This window comes from Thalassotalea marina, assembly GCF_014656435.1.
Classification (GTDB): domain Bacteria; phylum Pseudomonadota; class Gammaproteobacteria; order Enterobacterales; family Alteromonadaceae; genus Thalassotalea_C; species Thalassotalea_C marina.
Window position 1 is genome coordinate 274,732 of the sequence record NZ_BNCK01000004.1, and the last position, 15,346, is coordinate 290,077.

General features: G+C 38.4%; 12 protein-coding genes and 4 tRNA genes. 8 read left to right on the plus strand and 8 right to left on the minus strand.

Features of this window, described 5'->3' with window-relative positions; all coding sequences use genetic code 11:
• Positions 1-144: 144 nt before the first annotated feature.
• A complete protein-coding gene (locus IE199_RS10455; RefSeq protein ID WP_189770053.1) occupies positions 145-1,593 on the minus strand; it encodes a glyceraldehyde-3-phosphate dehydrogenase in 1,449 nt (482 codons plus the stop codon).
• A 153-nt stretch (positions 1,594-1,746) separates the two neighbouring features.
• Here IE199_RS10455 and IE199_RS10460 point away from each other — a divergent pair, with 153 nt between their 5' ends.
• On the plus strand, positions 1,747-2,553 hold the full coding sequence (locus IE199_RS10460; RefSeq protein WP_189770055.1) for a DUF2989 domain-containing protein: 807 nt from the start codon (positions 1,747-1,749) through the stop codon (positions 2,551-2,553).
• Here the strand turns inward: IE199_RS10460 and msrB are convergent.
• Complete coding sequence (gene msrB / locus IE199_RS10465; RefSeq protein WP_189770588.1) at positions 2,550-2,930, minus strand: peptide-methionine (R)-S-oxide reductase MsrB; 381 nt, start codon at positions 2,928-2,930, stop codon at positions 2,550-2,552. The two genes, IE199_RS10460 and msrB, sit on opposite strands and share 4 nt — an antisense overlap.
• 2 nt (positions 2,931-2,932) lie before the next feature.
• The gene (gene gnd / locus IE199_RS10470; protein ID WP_189770056.1) at positions 2,933-4,453 is read right to left on the minus strand and encodes an NADP-dependent phosphogluconate dehydrogenase; all 1,521 of its coding nucleotides are present in this window, start codon (positions 4,451-4,453) and stop codon (positions 2,933-2,935) included.
• Between the two features lie 252 nt (positions 4,454-4,705).
• Between gnd and gap the strand changes: the two genes are divergently transcribed.
• Positions 4,706-5,701: a type I glyceraldehyde-3-phosphate dehydrogenase gene (gap, locus tag IE199_RS10475; RefSeq protein WP_189770065.1), complete on the plus strand. Its 996-nt coding sequence runs from the start codon at positions 4,706-4,708 to the stop codon at positions 5,699-5,701.
• A gap of 114 nt (positions 5,702-5,815) precedes the next feature.
• Here the strand turns inward: gap and IE199_RS10480 are convergent, their stop codons facing one another.
• From IE199_RS10480 to rlmKL, 4 genes are read right to left on the minus strand one after another with little or no spacing between them, the layout of a single operon-like run.
• Positions 5,816-7,567: a DUF3466 family protein gene (locus tag IE199_RS10480; RefSeq protein WP_189770067.1), complete on the minus strand. Its 1,752-nt coding sequence runs from the start codon at positions 7,565-7,567 to the stop codon at positions 5,816-5,818.
• A gap of 24 nt (positions 7,568-7,591) precedes the next feature.
• A complete protein-coding gene (gene uup, locus IE199_RS10485; RefSeq protein WP_189770069.1) occupies positions 7,592-9,499 on the minus strand; it encodes an ATP-binding cassette ATPase Uup in 1,908 nt (635 codons plus the stop codon).
• Entirely contained in the window at positions 9,486-9,734 is a 249-nt protein-coding gene (locus tag IE199_RS10490; protein WP_189770071.1) for a glutaredoxin family protein, read from the minus strand. The genes uup and IE199_RS10490 overlap by 14 nt, the downstream gene beginning before the upstream one ends.
• A 2-nt stretch (positions 9,735-9,736) precedes the next feature.
• A complete protein-coding gene (gene rlmKL / locus IE199_RS10495; RefSeq protein WP_189770078.1) occupies positions 9,737-11,893 on the minus strand; it encodes a bifunctional 23S rRNA (guanine(2069)-N(7))-methyltransferase RlmK/23S rRNA (guanine(2445)-N(2))-methyltransferase RlmL in 2,157 nt (718 codons plus the stop codon).
• 224 nt (positions 11,894-12,117) lie between these two features.
• Here rlmKL and IE199_RS10500 point away from each other — a divergent pair.
• The 5 genes from IE199_RS10500 (at position 12,118) to IE199_RS10520 (ending at position 13,685) form a co-directional block, all read left to right on the plus strand.
• Positions 12,118-12,194 (plus strand) — tRNA-Met (locus tag IE199_RS10500).
• Positions 12,195-12,477: 283 nt separating this feature from the next.
• Positions 12,478-12,554 (plus strand) — tRNA-Met (locus IE199_RS10505).
• Positions 12,555-12,713: 159 nt separating this feature from the next.
• Positions 12,714-12,790, plus strand: a tRNA-Met gene (locus tag IE199_RS10510).
• 189 nt (positions 12,791-12,979) lie between these two features.
• Positions 12,980-13,056, plus strand: a tRNA-Met gene (locus tag IE199_RS10515).
• Positions 13,057-13,481: 425 nt separating this feature from the next.
• The gene (locus tag IE199_RS10520) at positions 13,482-13,685 is read left to right on the plus strand and encodes a DUF1653 domain-containing protein (RefSeq protein ID WP_189770080.1); all 204 of its coding nucleotides are present in this window, start codon (positions 13,482-13,484) and stop codon (positions 13,683-13,685) included.
• 92 nt (positions 13,686-13,777) lie between these two features.
• On the opposite strand, the gene IE199_RS10525 is transcribed toward IE199_RS10520, so the two are convergent.
• Positions 13,778-14,047, minus strand: a complete 270-nt coding sequence (locus IE199_RS10525) for an acylphosphatase (protein WP_189770082.1) — start codon at positions 14,045-14,047, stop codon at positions 13,778-13,780.
• Between the two features lie 107 nt (positions 14,048-14,154).
• Between IE199_RS10525 and IE199_RS10530 the strand changes: the two genes are divergently transcribed.
• The gene (locus tag IE199_RS10530; protein WP_189770084.1) at positions 14,155-15,345 is read left to right on the plus strand and encodes a class I SAM-dependent methyltransferase; all 1,191 of its coding nucleotides are present in this window, start codon (positions 14,155-14,157) and stop codon (positions 15,343-15,345) included.
• Position 15,346 lies beyond the last annotated feature (1 nt).

Genomic DNA, 15,346 nt, shown 5'->3' on the forward strand with positions numbered 1-15,346 from the left:
TTAACCTCCCTTTTATTTCTGCAATAAATAACTTATCGCTTAAACAGAAATGATTAAAGTTAAATTTTCATTCACTTTCAACGGTAAATAAAATACATAAAAAAAGCGCCAATAAGGCGCTTTTTAAACTTATTTAATAGGATATTAGTTCACAGGCAATGTTGGCACGTGAATTCCTGCCATTTCGTACATAACGCGCACTACCTGACAGCTATAACCAAATTCATTATCGTACCATACGTAAAGTACTGCTCTGTCTTCATCAACAATAGTAGCTTGTGAATCAACAACACCAGCGTAACGTGAACCTACTAAGTCAGTTGATACAATTTCGCTAGACGCTGTGTAATCAACTTGGTTTTGCAAATCTGAATTTAACGAGATGTTTCTTAAATAATCATTTAATGCATCGCGATCAGTTTTCTCTTTAAGGTTTAAGTTCATGATTGCCATTGAAACATTTGGCGTTGGTACACGAATAGCGTTACCTGTTAATAAACCTTTTAATTCTGGCAATGCTTTAGCTACCGCTTTTGCTGCACCAGTAGAAGTAATTACCATGTTTAACGGTGCACTACGACCACGACGAGGTGACTTATGATAGTTATCAATTAGGTTTTGATCGTTTGTATAAGAGTGAACTGTTTCCACATGGCCATTTTTAATACCAAACTTATCGTTGATAGCTTTCAACACTGGCGTAATAGCGTTTGTAGTACAACTTGCCGCTGACACAATTTTATCTTCCGCTAGGATCATGTCATGGTTTACGCCATAAACAATATTTTTAATGTCGCCTTTAGCAGGAGCGGTCAATAAGACTTTGGCTACACCATTAGATTGTAAATGCTGACCTAAACCTTCTTCATCACTCCAAATACCAGTGTTATCAACTACTAACGCATTGTTGATGCCGTATTGAGTGTAATCGATATCTGAAGGTGATTTTGCATAAATCACTTGGATAAAAGCACCGTTGGCTTTGATTACATTGTGCTCTTCATCAATAGTGATACTACCATTGAACGCACCATGTACTGAATCACGACGTAAAAGGCTAGCACGCTTAGCTAGATCACCTTCTTTACCAGGACGAATAACAATTGCGCGTAAACGTAGTGTTGAGCTTGGTCCTGTGCGTTCAATTAGCAAGCGTGCTAATAAACGACCAATTCGACCAAAACCGTAAAGAACAACATCACGTGGTTCTTGTCCTTGAACATTTTTACCAATTACAGTCAGTTCTTTTTCTAAAAACTGCTCAATTGAAAGGCCGTTTGCTTCACCTTTGAAAAGGTATCTGTATGCTAGCTTACCAACATCAATGCGTGCTGGGGCTAAATCCATTTTTGTTAAGGCTTCAACAAACGGGTAGCTTTCACGTAAACGTAATTTACTTTCTTCATGCAAAGAAACTGACTTATGTGCTTTAATAATGTCAATAGCAGACGCATTGACTAATGGACGACCATAAACAGAAATTTCGATACCTTTATTTCTGAATAACTGTCCGATCATAGGGTGCATGTTTTCAGCAAACGTTTGACGCTCTTGCCAACTAGATTGGTATTGTTCCTCTAAGTGAGAAGTCATTGCATAAACCTTTTTATTTCAGTCAATTGAACCACGTACTATTATTAATTATAGTGAAGATTAACAATAGTGAATTTCGGTGCGCATTGTAATTCATTATGAAAGTTTACGCTATAGGTTACATGTTTTTTTGTTTTATATGAGATTAATTAAATGAATACGCGAATTATCGCCGTGGTAATTACCTTCTTTACCGTATCTGCTTGTAATAAGGGACCCAATTTTTCGCAGTTGTGTAAAGACCACCCAGAGATATGTGCTGAATTTTCAGAGGATTCATGGTGTAAAAAAGAAAGAATTGCTGTTGGAGCGGCAAATTTAGAAAACAAATTGGCACCGAATGAAGATATCACTTTGTTCAATCAACTCATAGCGTATGAAAAATATGAAAAGTGTATTTCACATGCGGCAAAAATTGAACATATTAAGCTCAAAGAAAAGAAAACACGCCGTATTGATAACATGATGAAAGCAAGAGCTCGATTAGAAGAGCTTTCTGAACTTTCCAAAAACTCTAACCACCCTCGCCTAACTTACTATCATTGGACTAGACATTTGGACGAAGATGCATTGAATAGATTTTTAGCACTTGAAGGTACTAAGGAGCTAGAAACTTCAGAGTCTCAGTTCGAATTAGCTACTTACTATATTAAAGTTGATCCTGATAAAACATTACAACTGTTATTTCATTCTTTAGAGTTGTCAAAAGAAGGCGACAAGATCAACCTTGATATATTTAAATCCTTATCTTCAATATTTTCTAAAAAACGTCAACAGCAACAGGCGTATATTTGGCTTAAAGTGTTAAGTTTGTATGAGCCAGAGGACCCGGCGTTGTCGCCCAATACATTAACAAATTTCCAAGCAACACATGAACTAGATTATGAGTTTTTAGATAAGGTAGCGAATGCTACCGTAGAAAAAATAAATGCGGGCAGTTTTAAACCGCCTAAATTTTAATTGCTAGGTGTAAAAGATAAACTAAGAGAGTTTACACAATACCTTTTACCTGTTGGTTCTGGCCCGTCATCAAATACATGACCTAAATGTGACTGACAATTTAAACACTGTATTTCTGTGCGAACCATATTATGAGAGTTATCGGGTAAATAACAAATTTTACCCTCTATGCTTTGTAAAAAGCTAGGCCAGCCACAACCCGCATTAAACTTTGTATCCGAATTAAATAATGGCGCATCACAACAAGCACATGTGTATACGCCATGCTCCCAATGATCATTATATTTACCGGAAAATGGCATTTCTGTCGCGCCTAGGCGACAAACTTTAAACGCATCTTCCGATAATTTTTCTTTATAATGGTCATCGTTTTTCATCATTAAATTTTCACTATTTCTCTATCTTGAGTTGCCCATTGAACGTGGTATTTTTTACCTTTCGCTTTGTCAACACGTTCAAACGTGTGAGCGCCAAAAAAGTCGCGCTGTCCTTGTAAAAGGTTAGCAGGTAATACTGCAGTTCTCATAGAATCATAATATGACAAAGATGAAGAAAGCGCTCCAGCTGGAATACCCATTAGGGTAATATTAGCGATAGCTTTTCTCCATGGCTGTTGATAGTCACTTAATTGTTTGGCAAAAAATTCATCTAAGATCAGATTTTCCAATTCATCATCACGTTCAAATGCTTCCGTAATTGACTGTAGGAAAACTGCACGAATAATACAACCTGCTCGCCAAATTTTAGCGATACTTGCAAAGTCTAACTTCCAACCATGTTCTTTTTCTGCCAATTTCATTAACTGAAAACCTTGTGCATAAGCACAAATTTTTGCACAGTAAATTGCATCGTGTAGATCACTAATAAAAGCAGTCTTTTCTTCTTCTGAATAAGCTTTAATGGCTGGGCCTTGTAAAGCTACTGATGCTTGCTCTCGTAATGACTTAAATGATGAAATTGATCTAGCATAAACTGCTTGAGCAATTGTCGGTGCTGGAGCGCCAACTTCTAAACTACTGACAGCTGTCCAAAGTCCTGTACCTTTTTGACCAGCTTTATCTAGAATTAAATCAACTAATGGAACTTCTTCAGTTTTATGTCTTAAAACTTCAACGGAAATTTCCATTAAATAGCTATCTAATGGGCCTTTATTCCATTTTTCAAAGATGTCAGCAATTTCGTCTGTAGATAAACCTAATCCAGAACGTAATACATGGTAGGCTTCACAAATGATTTGCATGTCAGCATATTCAATACCATTGTGAACCATTTTCACATAGTGGCCTGCACCAGCTGGACCAATATAAGCAGCACATGGATCACCACCTTCAATCACTTGGCCAGGCTGAGTTCTTTCTAGAGGTTTGCCTGTTTTTGGATCCACTTTAGCAGCAATCGCTTCCCAAATTGGTTTGATTCGTGTCCAAGCATAAGGAGAGCCACTTGGCATTAACGAAGGGCCAAATCGAGCGCCTTCTTCTCCACCTGAAACAGCCGAAGAAAACAAAATAAAATTGTTTTTGTATTTTTCTTCCCTTGCTACTGTATCTACCCATAAACTATTGCCAGTATCAATTACGATGTCATCAGGTTGAATACCTGCACCAATTAAGCTTGCAGACACCTGGTCAACTGGATCTCCCGCTGGAACAGAAAGTACGATTAAATGCGGGGCTTTTAATTTAGATAATAGCTCAGTGTATGAAAAGCATCCTACAACGCGCTGCGCGTCTGATTTATTTTCAAGTTGATCTTGTGCAATTGCTTCTTTGACTTTTTCGTGGTCTAGATCGAACGCGGCAATCGTATATCCGTTATCTGCCAAGTTTAAGACAAGGTTTTTCCCCATCACACCAAGTCCAATAAAACCGATATCACAAAGCTGTTTTTCTTGTGTCATGTAAATTCCAGAGGGTTGCAAAGTTGATTGTTTAAATCGTTTTTGATATGTCGTTATTTCTGTATATTTTATCACGGTATACCGCTATCTTCATACTCTAATATGACATTAAATTTAAAAATGTAATATTTTTTTAATTTACTGTAATAATGTTCACTATTTATCATATTATTTCTTTCATAAGGCATCTTTTACTTGTATTTTTCCCATAATGATGTAATTTTACTACATTATCACTGATTAGGATTAATTATGACTATTAAAGTAGGAATTAACGGCTTTGGTCGAATTGGCCGTTTCGTGTTTAGAGCAGCTGCCGAAAGAAATGATATTGAAGTTGTTGGCATTAATGACTTAATTGATGTTGAATATATGGCTTACATGCTTAAGTATGATTCAACACATGGTCGTTTTAACGGAACAGTTGAAGTAAAGGACGGACAATTAGTTGTAAATGGTAAAACAATTCGAGTCAGTGCAGAGCGTAACCCTGCAGATTTAAAATGGGATGAAATTGGTGCAGAGGTTGTCGTTGAGTCAACAGGCCTTTTCTTAACTGACGAAACTGCTCGCAAACATATCGAAGCTGGTGCTAAAAAAGTTGTCATGTCTGCCCCTTCTAAAGATACAACGCCAATGTTTGTAATGGGTGTAAACCACAATGCTTACGATGGTGAGGATATCGTTTCCAACGCTTCATGTACTACAAACTGTTTAGCGCCAATAGCTAAAGTATTAAATGATAAATGGGGAATTACTGACGGTTTAATGACGACAGTACACGCGACCACTGCAACGCAAAAAACAGTTGACGGTCCTTCAGCAAAAGATTGGCGCGGTGGCCGTGGAGCCGGTCAAAACATCATTCCATCGTCGACAGGTGCAGCCAAAGCTGTTGGTAAAGTTATTCCGGAACTAAATGGTAAACTAACGGGCATGTCTTTCCGCGTACCGACTCCAAATGTATCGGTTGTTGACCTAACGGTTAATCTTGCAAATCCTGCTACTTATGAAGAAATTTGCCAAGCAATGAAAGAAGCGGCTTACGGTGAATTAGAAGGTATATTAGGTTATACAGAAGACCAAGTAGTATCAAATGACTTTATCGGTGAAACTTGTACTTCAGTATTTGATGCTGGTGCGGGTATTGCCTTAACAGATACTTTTGTAAAAGTTGTTTCTTGGTATGACAATGAAATTGGTTACTCAAACAAAGTTCTTGATTTAGTCGCTTACATCAGTAAATAAATCAATAAGCTAATATTTAAGCTGATGGTTTGACATCAGCTTTTTAATTATCTTTAACAATAAAAAATGCCACATTAGTGGCATTTTTTTTGGACAAGTATTAGTTGTTCTAGATTACTTTTTTAATTTGAATCTACGTGTAAATCCAAACAGAGTAAGAATAGACAATGAGAATAAGCCTAAACTAGCTCCCTTGCGCTCTACCTTATCAACAACCTCGGAACAATCTTCTGGCTCACCCGAACCAAGTGGTGACATTTTAATTGCTCGAACCACGTCTTCTGTTAATGCTTTACCGTCGGCATCTTTCATTATCTGACCTTTGGCATCTCTACGTTCAACTTTTAAAACCGCAGTGCCTGAGATTTCATTATTTTCGTTGATGTCTCGAACTTCTATTACTGTGTATTTTGAATCACATGGTAATAGGTCATTGAGATCTGTAAAGGTATCTGTATTTATGTCATACATAAAGCCATGGGTACGACGAGGGCTAGAGTTGTCATTATGTGTTTCAACTTCACCTTGACCAACAATAATACCATGTTCATTAATTGCCCGAGCAGAGCTTGATGAACCAACGAAGAAGTCTGTAGGTAATACCATTTGTGGGTTTTCAGCATTGGTATCTACATAATAGAATTTTTTTCTGACGCTGCCGTTACTGACAGTTTCTGCGTGACCAACTGCAATACCTTTATCGTTGATATCATAGGCACGAGATCTGAAATGTTTGGAATGATCTTCAGTAAAATCTTTTACTTCACCATCTTTAAACACTACAGCATAAGTACTACTTCGTTCATTTCTAGATGGCTCAGTTTCTGTTTCATCCCACCAGCCTGTTGCATAACCTACAACAACCCCATGATTGTTAACTGCCTGTGCAACACTTACATGTTGTCGTTTATCGTCAACATTTGGTGTAACCAAAAAGCCCAATGCTTCAGTTGAAATCACGCCGTTTTCGTCGATAATCCATTTAAATGCCTCATTGTTATACATGCCATTAGCACGTAACTGGACACAGGCTTCAAATGGCAGGTCTTCTAAAACTTTAGGGTCTCTACAGCCACCAGTTTCATCTTCAATGACTTCTTTGATCTCTTCAACGATGCTAGTACTTGCATAACCAACTGCAACACCATTTTCATTTATATCGAGTACGGCCGACTCGCCACCGTAAGTCGCTTCAGGAGGCATAATAGGTACAATTGTTTCGCCTCTATCAACCGTCAAAAAACCGCGTGTAGTAAATTCACTTAACCATAAAGTAACTTCGTCACCACCACTTGGCGTGAATTTTACCGGTAAAAATGGTGCAGAACCGTTGCCATAAACCCAACCTTGATCGTTAATACCATTGATGTAATCAACCGTCGAACGAGTATAGGTATCAGTCCCTTCAAACTTTTGGTCATACACTGTAAACTCAGTCGACTCGTCGCCAAAATTGGTCATTGCAACAATATCACCATACTTTTGGTAATAAATACTCGAACTTCTTACGTCTCGAATATAATAAACTGCCCAAAACAAATCATTGGCAGTAGGGTTTCCAGCTCTTAGCGCTTCTTCGTCTTCAATATCGTTGATACCGTTAACTAACTCATGGTTACGACCAGCAGCTAGCACAATTGCATCAAAGTCAGCTTCGTCAAAATACTGAAACTGGAGAGGGAAATTATAAGAATCTGTTCCTGAGACAGCCATTTGCCCCAAGTTATTTTCCTGTTGTGCATAAGTAAACTTAAATTTATCTGCTGCACCTTTGTCAATAATTTTATACGTCGCAGCCTGTGCTGCTGAAATGGCCAACGCACTACTAATACTTAATGTTAAGACCGATTTAACCAAATTTTTCATGAAACTACGTAACTCTTAGTTATTCTATATTTCGTCCAACTCTTGCCACCTTGAATAGGCAACTTCGAGTTTCGACTCTTTTTCTTTTAGCTGGTTCAATATTTTCTGAGTTTGTTCTTGTGGCTGAGTAAAAAAATCTGCCTGATTTACTAATTCTTGCAGCTCAGAAATACTTTCTTCAAGTTCATCAATTAAGTCGGGTAATGCTTCTAACTCCCTTGCCTCTTTATAAGACAGTTTTTTCTTATCCTTAACTGACGTTTTGTCCTTTTGTTTTTTTGTTGGTTGTTCTTTTGCTTCAACGGCTACCTGATGTTGCTTTCTTATTTCATCACGTCGAGAAACGTATTGTTCAACATCATCATAACCACCAACAATTTGTGTTATTTCACCACTTCCATCGAAGTAAAGGCAAGTGTTTACACAATTATTAACAAAATCTCGATCGTGGCTGACTAAAATAACTGTTCCAGCATAATTTGCAACGACTTCTTCTAATAATTCGAGCGTTTCAATATCAAGATCATTAGTAGGCTCATCGAGAATTAGTAAATTACTTGGCCTTAGGAACAGCCTAGCGAGTAAAAGTCTGTTTTTTTCACCACCTGATAATGCACGCACTGGTGTTCGTGCTCTTTTAGGGCTAAACAAAAAGTCTTGTAAATACCCAAGAACATGACGAGTACGTCCGTTTACCGTAATATCTTGTTTACCATCTGCAACAGTATCTTGTACTGTTTTATCTGGATCTAATGCTTCACGGTGTTGGTCAAAATAGGCAATCTCTAAGTTAACGCCAACACGCATTTTGCCTGTTGTTGGGGAAAGCTGTTCCATCAAACACTTTATCAGCGTAGATTTACCCGTACCATTGGCACCTATTAGCGCTAGCCTGTCACCACGAGTGATCAATAAATCTAAATTATTAATGACCTTTTTGTCACCGAAAGCAACCGTTAATTCATTTGATTCAAACACTAGTTTGCCTGAACGCTCACCTGTTGATATTTTCATATCGCTTTGGTGCTGCAGATCGCGACGCTGAGAGCGTTCTACGCGCAATTTTTCTAATGCTCTAACTCGCCCTTCGTTGCGAGTTCTTCTCGCTTTAATTCCTTGCCTGATCCAAGTTTCTTCTTCTGCAAGCTTTTTATCAAAAAGTGCATTTTGCTGTGCTTCTACTTGCAGATCATGCTGCTTTTGTTCAACGTAAACATCATAGTCGCCAGGATAGCTAGTCAGCTTGCCTCGGTCTAAATCTACAATGCGACTGGCCAATCGACGTATAAAGGCACGGTCGTGACTGATAAAAATAATGGTACCGTTAAAATCTTTTAAGAAGTTTTCTAACCAAAGTACGCTATTAATATCTAAGTGGTTAGTTGGTTCATCTAATAGTAATACGTCGGGATTTGTTACCAAGGCTTTAGCCAAAGCCAATTTTCGTAACCAACCACCCGACAATGCACTAACCTTTGTATTGGCATCAAGTGAAAGCTTAGTCAGCACTTGTTCAATGCGCTGTTCATCTTGCCAAGCATTCGCTTGCTCGAGTTGTTGTTGCACTTGTGCAAGTTTATCTATGTTTTGTTCACTAGGATCTTCAGCAATGAGTGAGATAAGTGAGTGGTAGTTCTGCAACAATTCAGCATTTTTAGCGACACCAAGTGCTACATAGTCAAATACCTTAAGATCACATGATTCAGGTGGATCTTGCTCTAACATAGCTAAACGAACATTGTTTGAAATAACAAGTTCACCGTCATCAAGCAATTGCACACCACTTAACACTTTAAGCAATGAGGATTTACCAGCACCATTACGACCAACCAAACATACACGTTCGCCCTGTTTGATTCTTAATTCTGCATTGTCGAGAATATGATCAGTGCCAAAAGCAAGCTCACCTTGCGTTATTCTAATTAGTTCCATATTGATAAAATTCGTTTACGTCTTCTTGGTTAAATGGCCAATAAAGCTCTTTATTGTCTTGAGTTCGTTTTAAAACCGGAATGTGGACACCATATTGTGCAACTAAATGTTCTTCATCAACAATGTCAACAACTGTCAGTTGTTGTTCAGCAATTAACTCTTCACACAAAGCCAAAGCAAGTTCACACAGATGGCAACCTTCACTGCCATATAAAACAAATGGTTTTTGCTGCATAATTAAACCTTAGTAATATGCCAGCTATTATGGATATGGATGTTACGCTGAAAATCCATATCTCTTGTTTGATCTGAGATGTTTACCGCTTTCAAACCCAGCGCAGTGATTTCTTCGTGATTCATTTTAAAGTTTCGCTTATTGTTAGTGAAAATAATTTCCCCCTGATCACTAAGCGATTTTGCGGCATCGGTTAATACCGCAATATGGTCTCGTTGCACGTCAAAACTATCTTCCATGCGTTTTGAATTTGAAAACGTCGGTGGATCGATAAAAATTAAATCAAACTTCTCTTCATTTGATTTAAGCCATTTTAAACAATCAGCTTGTACAAATTGATACTGTGAACCTGTTAAATCATTTAATGCAAAGTTGTCCTTCGCCCATGTTAAATAGGTATTTGACATATCAACAGTTGTGATTTTAGTTGCGCCATGTAGTGCTGCTTGTACTGACACAGAACCCGTGTAAGCAAACAAGTTAAGTACACTTTTACCTTTCGCCATTTTGGCAACGATTTGACGAGTTTTACGGTGATCTAAAAACAAACCTGTATCTAAATAATCCCACAAGTTGACTTTAAATAGCGCACCATGTTCATTAACAGTAATCGATTGTTTCTTTTGAGCTAACTTTTGATACTGATTAGTGCCTTTTTGTTTGGCGCGTGTTTTTAACACCACACGTTCTGTTGGCACTCCCAATACTTGTGGAGCGAAAAAGATGACTTCCTGTAAACGTTTGGCCACTTTTTCGGGCTCAATATTCGCGGGAGCAGCATATTCTTGAATAACGACATAATCACCATAAACATCAACTGCTACGTTATATTCTGGAATATCAGCATCATAAATACGATAACATTCAACATTCTGATTTTTCAGCCAGCTTTTTAACTTTTTCTTGTTTTTAGTCAATCGATTAGCAAAAGCAGAGTTTTCAACTTCAAGCGTATTTTGCGGTAGTGCAGCGTCTTTTTGTCGCTGTTTTTCATCTAAATGATATAAAGCAAACACGCAATCTAGCGGACCATTTTTAAATTTGTATTTTTTAGCACTCGATAGTTTTAAAAGCGAAAGTAGCTCTTTGTTTGCCGTTAAAATACTCACTGTCCAATCGGCAAATTCTTGTTTGAATGTATGACCTAACAAGGTGAACGTTTCAACAAGCTCTGGCAGTTCACCAATTCGCTCTCCATAAGGCGGGTTAAACACTAAAGTACCTGGTGTTGAAAATTTGTTTGTAAGATCGTTTGCACTTTCACAAGTAAATTCAATAAAATCAGCAAACCCTGCTTTTTTGGCATTTTGTTTTGCTGTTTTTATTACTCTAGGGTCAAGGTCACTGCCATATACTTTTAAATCAAGTGCCGAAAGCCCCTCATTTGACTTTACAGTAGCCTGTTCTAATTGTTGTTGCCATATATCTTCTTGATGTGACAACCAGTTCTCAAATCCCCACACACTTTTATCAATTCCAGGTGCATAACCGGCTGCCATAGAGATAGCTTCAATTAATAAAGTCCCTGAACCACACATAGGGTCAACTAAAGGTGTATTTGTTCTACTAAGCCAACCACTTCTTAAAACAATTGCCGCCGCTAAATTTTCTTTTAAAGGAGCAGCGCCAGAGTCTTGTCTATAACCACGTTGAAACAAAGAGCGGCCAGAAAAGTCTAAATAAAATTTTACTTCACCTTTTAATAAACGAGCTTGAAAGCGAATTTCTGGTTCGTATTTATCAACGTTAGGTCTGGCAAAACCCTTATCACGAAAATGGTCAACTATTGCATCTTTTACTGTTAAACCACCAAACTGACTATTGCGTATTTCTTTTGACTTGCCGACAAAGTCAACGGCAAAACTGGTACTATCGGAAAACAATTCAGACCAATTTACTTCGCTAGCGGCGAGAAAGAGTGATTCTTTGTTATCGGCGGGTGCTGCGCCTATTTGCAATAGAATGCGAGATGCTAAACGAGTCCATAAACAAATGTTATAAGCTGTTTCAATTGAAGCGTTAAAATATACACCTTCAGGTTTTTGAGAGATGTTGTCAGCACCGAGTGCACTTAGTTCATCGGCTAAAAGTATTTCGATTCCTGGAGACGTCAGAGCCAAGAACTGTGGTAAATTGTTGATTTGCGTTTCTGATTGCATGAATAATCGCGTGATTGCTTCTAAATTGAATTGAACGAGATTATAAACAAAGTGGCCTTGTACTTATAGAGCTTTTCTTCATTACACTGCGCATTAAGTTTAATTTAACAGCTATTTGTCCAAGTATTGAGCGAACCGTTAAAAAACATGAAAAACGCCTTGCAATCTTCAGCAAGTATCCTTAACATACGCCTCGCTTTCAACATGGTGTGAAACAAAACAGGCGCGGGATGGAGCAGCCTGGTAGCTCGTCGGGCTCATAACCCGAAGGTCGTCGGTTCAAATCCGGCTCCCGCAACCAACATTTGGTTAAAGCTAGATAAGTTAAGTGTAAAAAGCCCTCGGGCTCAGTTCTCTTATAAACCCTAGCGAAGGTCATCGGTCTAAATCCGATTCCAATAGCCAACATTTGGTTAAAGCTAGAAAAGTTAAGTGAAAAAAGCCCTCGGGCTCAGTTCTCTTATAAACCCTAGCGAAGGTCATCGGTTTAAATCCGATTTCAGTAACCAAGGTTTTCACTAAGACAGAAAGCAATCGAAAGTATCTTCTTTCAAGGCTTACTTGATAACATCAAGTCATTCGGACGCGGGATGGAGCAGCCTGGTAGCTCGTCGGGCTCATAACCCGAAGGTCGTCGGTTCAAATCCGGCTCCCGCAACCAACATTTGGTTAAAGCTAGATAAGTTAAGTGTAAAAGCCCTCGGGCTCAGTTCTCTTATAAACTCTAGCAAGGGTCGTCGGTTCAAATTCGGCTCCCGCAACCAATTTAGGTCTTAAAAGATACCTTCAAGGCTTACTTGATAATATCAAGTCATTCGGACGCGGGATGGAGCAGCCTGGTAGCTCGTCGGGCTCATAACCCGAAGGTCGTCGGTTCAAATCCGGCTCCCGCAACCAACATTTTGGTTAAAGCTAGAATAATAGAGTGTAAAAGCCCTCGTGCTCAGTTCTCTTATAAATCCTAGCGAAGGTCGTCGGTTTAAAACCCGCTCCCGCAACCAAGTTAGTTAGAATTTTTTCACTAACACATAAAGAAATCAAAAGTATTTCTTTAAAGGCTTACTTGATAATATCAAGTCATTCGGACGCGGGATGGAGCAGCCTGGTAGCTCGTCGGGCTCATAACCCGAAGGTCGTCGGTTCAAATCCGGCTCCCGCAACCAATCTCCTACAATTAAATTCAAATTAAACATAAAATAAAACCCTCGGGCTCAGCTCTCTTATAAACCCAGCGAAGTTCATCGGTTTAAATCTGGCTCCCGCAACCAATCTCTATGATATCCATTTCATAATTCTCATAAAGAAAGCCCTCAGGCTCAGCTCTCTTATAAACCCTGCGAAGGTCATTGGTTTAAATCTGGCTCCCGCAACCAATCTCCTACAATTAAATTCAAATTAAACATCAAAGAAAGCCCTCAGGCTCAGCTCTCTTATAAACCCAGCGAAGTTCATCGGTTTAAATCTGGCTCCCGCAACCAATCTCCAACAATTAAATACACTTTACGTAGTAATTTCCCTTTTTTAGTCTCTATTATTTAATACACAATCATTTTAAAATTATTAAATCTAAATATTTGTGGATCTATCAATGAAATTGGGACGCTATCAACATTTTAAAGGCAATTACTATCAGGTATTACATATCGCAAAACACAGTGAAACCGAAGAAGAGTTTGTCGTTTATCAACCAGAATATGGAGAAAGGGATATTTGGATCCGCCCTATTTCCATGTTTAATGAAATCATTGAACGTGAAGGTAAACAGATAAAGCGCTTTACTTATATCGAGTAAAGTCAGATTTATAACTTGTATATATTTAATCATAAGCAAACAGACTCTAACCATTGAATTTAAGTTAGATCCTGTTTGCGTATTAACTAAGTTTAACCAATTGAAAAGTGATTATGATTTTGCCAGGGCACCTGCTTAGTTTCGACATTGGTGACTTCTGCTTGCGGCGGTCCCTCATTTAGCCACAACAGCATTTTGCTAACACTTTCTTCTTCCCCACATAAAAGTAATTCGACATCTCCATCTGCGAGGTTGTGTGCATAGCCACTTAAGCCATATTCAATAGCCATTTGTTGACTTGAGGCACGAAAATACACGCCTTGAACTTTCCCACTTACATGAGCGATATAGCTAACATTCATAGGTCAAACTCTCTTATTCTCAAATTTATAACAAAACGTGATTGCACCTTGTTTTACGATTGACTAAACTCGGCGCAATTTTTATCGCTATCGTTAAGTATAGGCAAATGTCAGCAAGAATTTATTTAAAAGAAGGTAGAGAAAAGTCTTTACGTCGCAAACATCCATGGGTTTTTTCCAAAGCAGTAAATAAAATCAAAGGAAATCCGATGGTTGGAGATACCGTCGATATTTTTGATAGCAAAGAAAAATGGCTAGCTGTTGGTGCATATTCTCCTGATTCACAAATTAGAGTTAGAGTTTGGTCCTTTACGCCAAACACATCAATTGATACTGAATTCTTCAAGGCACGTTTGCGCTCAGCACAACAAAGGCGTGACTGGTTTATCGAGCGTGATCAATTAACCGGATATCGATTAATTGCGGGTGAGTCCGACGGACTTCCTGGCATTACAATAGATAGATACGACGATATTATCGTTTGTCAGTTACTAAGTGCGGGGGCAGATTTTCATCGTCACTCTTTGGTCGCTGCGCTAAATGAGTTATACCCTGAATGTTATTTATATGAACGTTCTGATGTCGACGTACGTAAAAAAGAAGGCCTACCGTTAATCACAGGTTGGTTAGGTAAAGAAAGAGAATCAACTGAAGTTATAATTAAAGAACACGGGATTAACATTCATGTTGATGTAGCTACAGGCCATAAGACAGGCTTTTACCTAGATCAACGAGACTCTCGTAAAGCTGCTGGCATTTATGCAAAAGGTAAAAGCGTTTTAAACTGCTTTTCTTATACCGGTACTTTTTCTCTGCACTGTGTTGCCAATGGCGCTAAACACGTAACTAATGTCGATGTTTCTCAGCAAGCATTAGATCTGGCTAAGCGAAATCATGAACTTAATGATTTATCAACTGACAATGTCGACTTTGTTAAAGAAGATGTATTTAAACTATTGCGTCAGTATAAAGCCGAAGGTAAAAAGTTTGACATGATCATTCTTGACCCGCCGAAGTTTGTTGACTCAAAAGCACAATTAACTAGCGCATGTAGGGGTTACAAAGACATTAATATGATTGCAATGCAAATATTAAACCCTGGCGGAACATTATTAACTTTCTCATGTTCAGGGTTACTAGAGGCAGGTTTATTTCAAAAAGTAGTCGCTGATGCGGCACTAGATGCTTACAAAAATGTATATTTTGTAGAACGCCTACAACAAGCAGCAGATCACCCGATATCAAGTAATTATCCAGAAGGCTATTACTTAAAAGGCTTAATTTGTCAGGTGGAGTAAC

What these genes read in the sequence shown, in the direction of transcription:
- IE199_RS10525 (WP_189770082.1), bottom strand. Translation starts at nt 14,047, where the DNA reads ATGAATGTTAGCTATATCGCTCATGTAAGTGGGAAAGTTCAAGGCGTG.
- gap (WP_189770065.1), top strand. Translation starts at nt 4,706, where the DNA reads ATGACTATTAAAGTAGGAATTAACGGCTTTGGTCGAATTGGCCGTTTC.
- IE199_RS10460 (WP_189770055.1), top strand. Translation starts at nt 1,747, where the DNA reads ATGAATACGCGAATTATCGCCGTGGTAATTACCTTCTTTACCGTATCT.
- uup (WP_189770069.1), bottom strand. Translation starts at nt 9,499, where the DNA reads ATGGAACTAATTAGAATAACGCAAGGTGAGCTTGCTTTTGGCACTGAT.
- IE199_RS10520 (WP_189770080.1), top strand. Translation starts at nt 13,482, where the DNA reads ATGAAATTGGGACGCTATCAACATTTTAAAGGCAATTACTATCAGGTA.
- IE199_RS10530 (WP_189770084.1), top strand. Translation starts at nt 14,155, where the DNA reads ATGTCAGCAAGAATTTATTTAAAAGAAGGTAGAGAAAAGTCTTTACGT.
- IE199_RS10455 (WP_189770053.1), bottom strand. Translation starts at nt 1,593, where the DNA reads ATGACTTCTCACTTAGAGGAACAATACCAATCTAGTTGGCAAGAGCGT.
- IE199_RS10490 (WP_189770071.1), bottom strand. Translation starts at nt 9,734, where the DNA reads ATGCAGCAAAAACCATTTGTTTTATATGGCAGTGAAGGTTGCCATCTG.
- msrB (WP_189770588.1), bottom strand. Translation starts at nt 2,930, where the DNA reads ATGAAAAACGATGACCATTATAAAGAAAAATTATCGGAAGATGCGTTT.
- rlmKL (WP_189770078.1), bottom strand. Translation starts at nt 11,893, where the DNA reads ATGCAATCAGAAACGCAAATCAACAATTTACCACAGTTCTTGGCTCTG.
- gnd (WP_189770056.1), bottom strand. Translation starts at nt 4,453, where the DNA reads ATGACACAAGAAAAACAGCTTTGTGATATCGGTTTTATTGGACTTGGT.
- IE199_RS10480 (WP_189770067.1), bottom strand. Translation starts at nt 7,567, where the DNA reads ATGAAAAATTTGGTTAAATCGGTCTTAACATTAAGTATTAGTAGTGCG.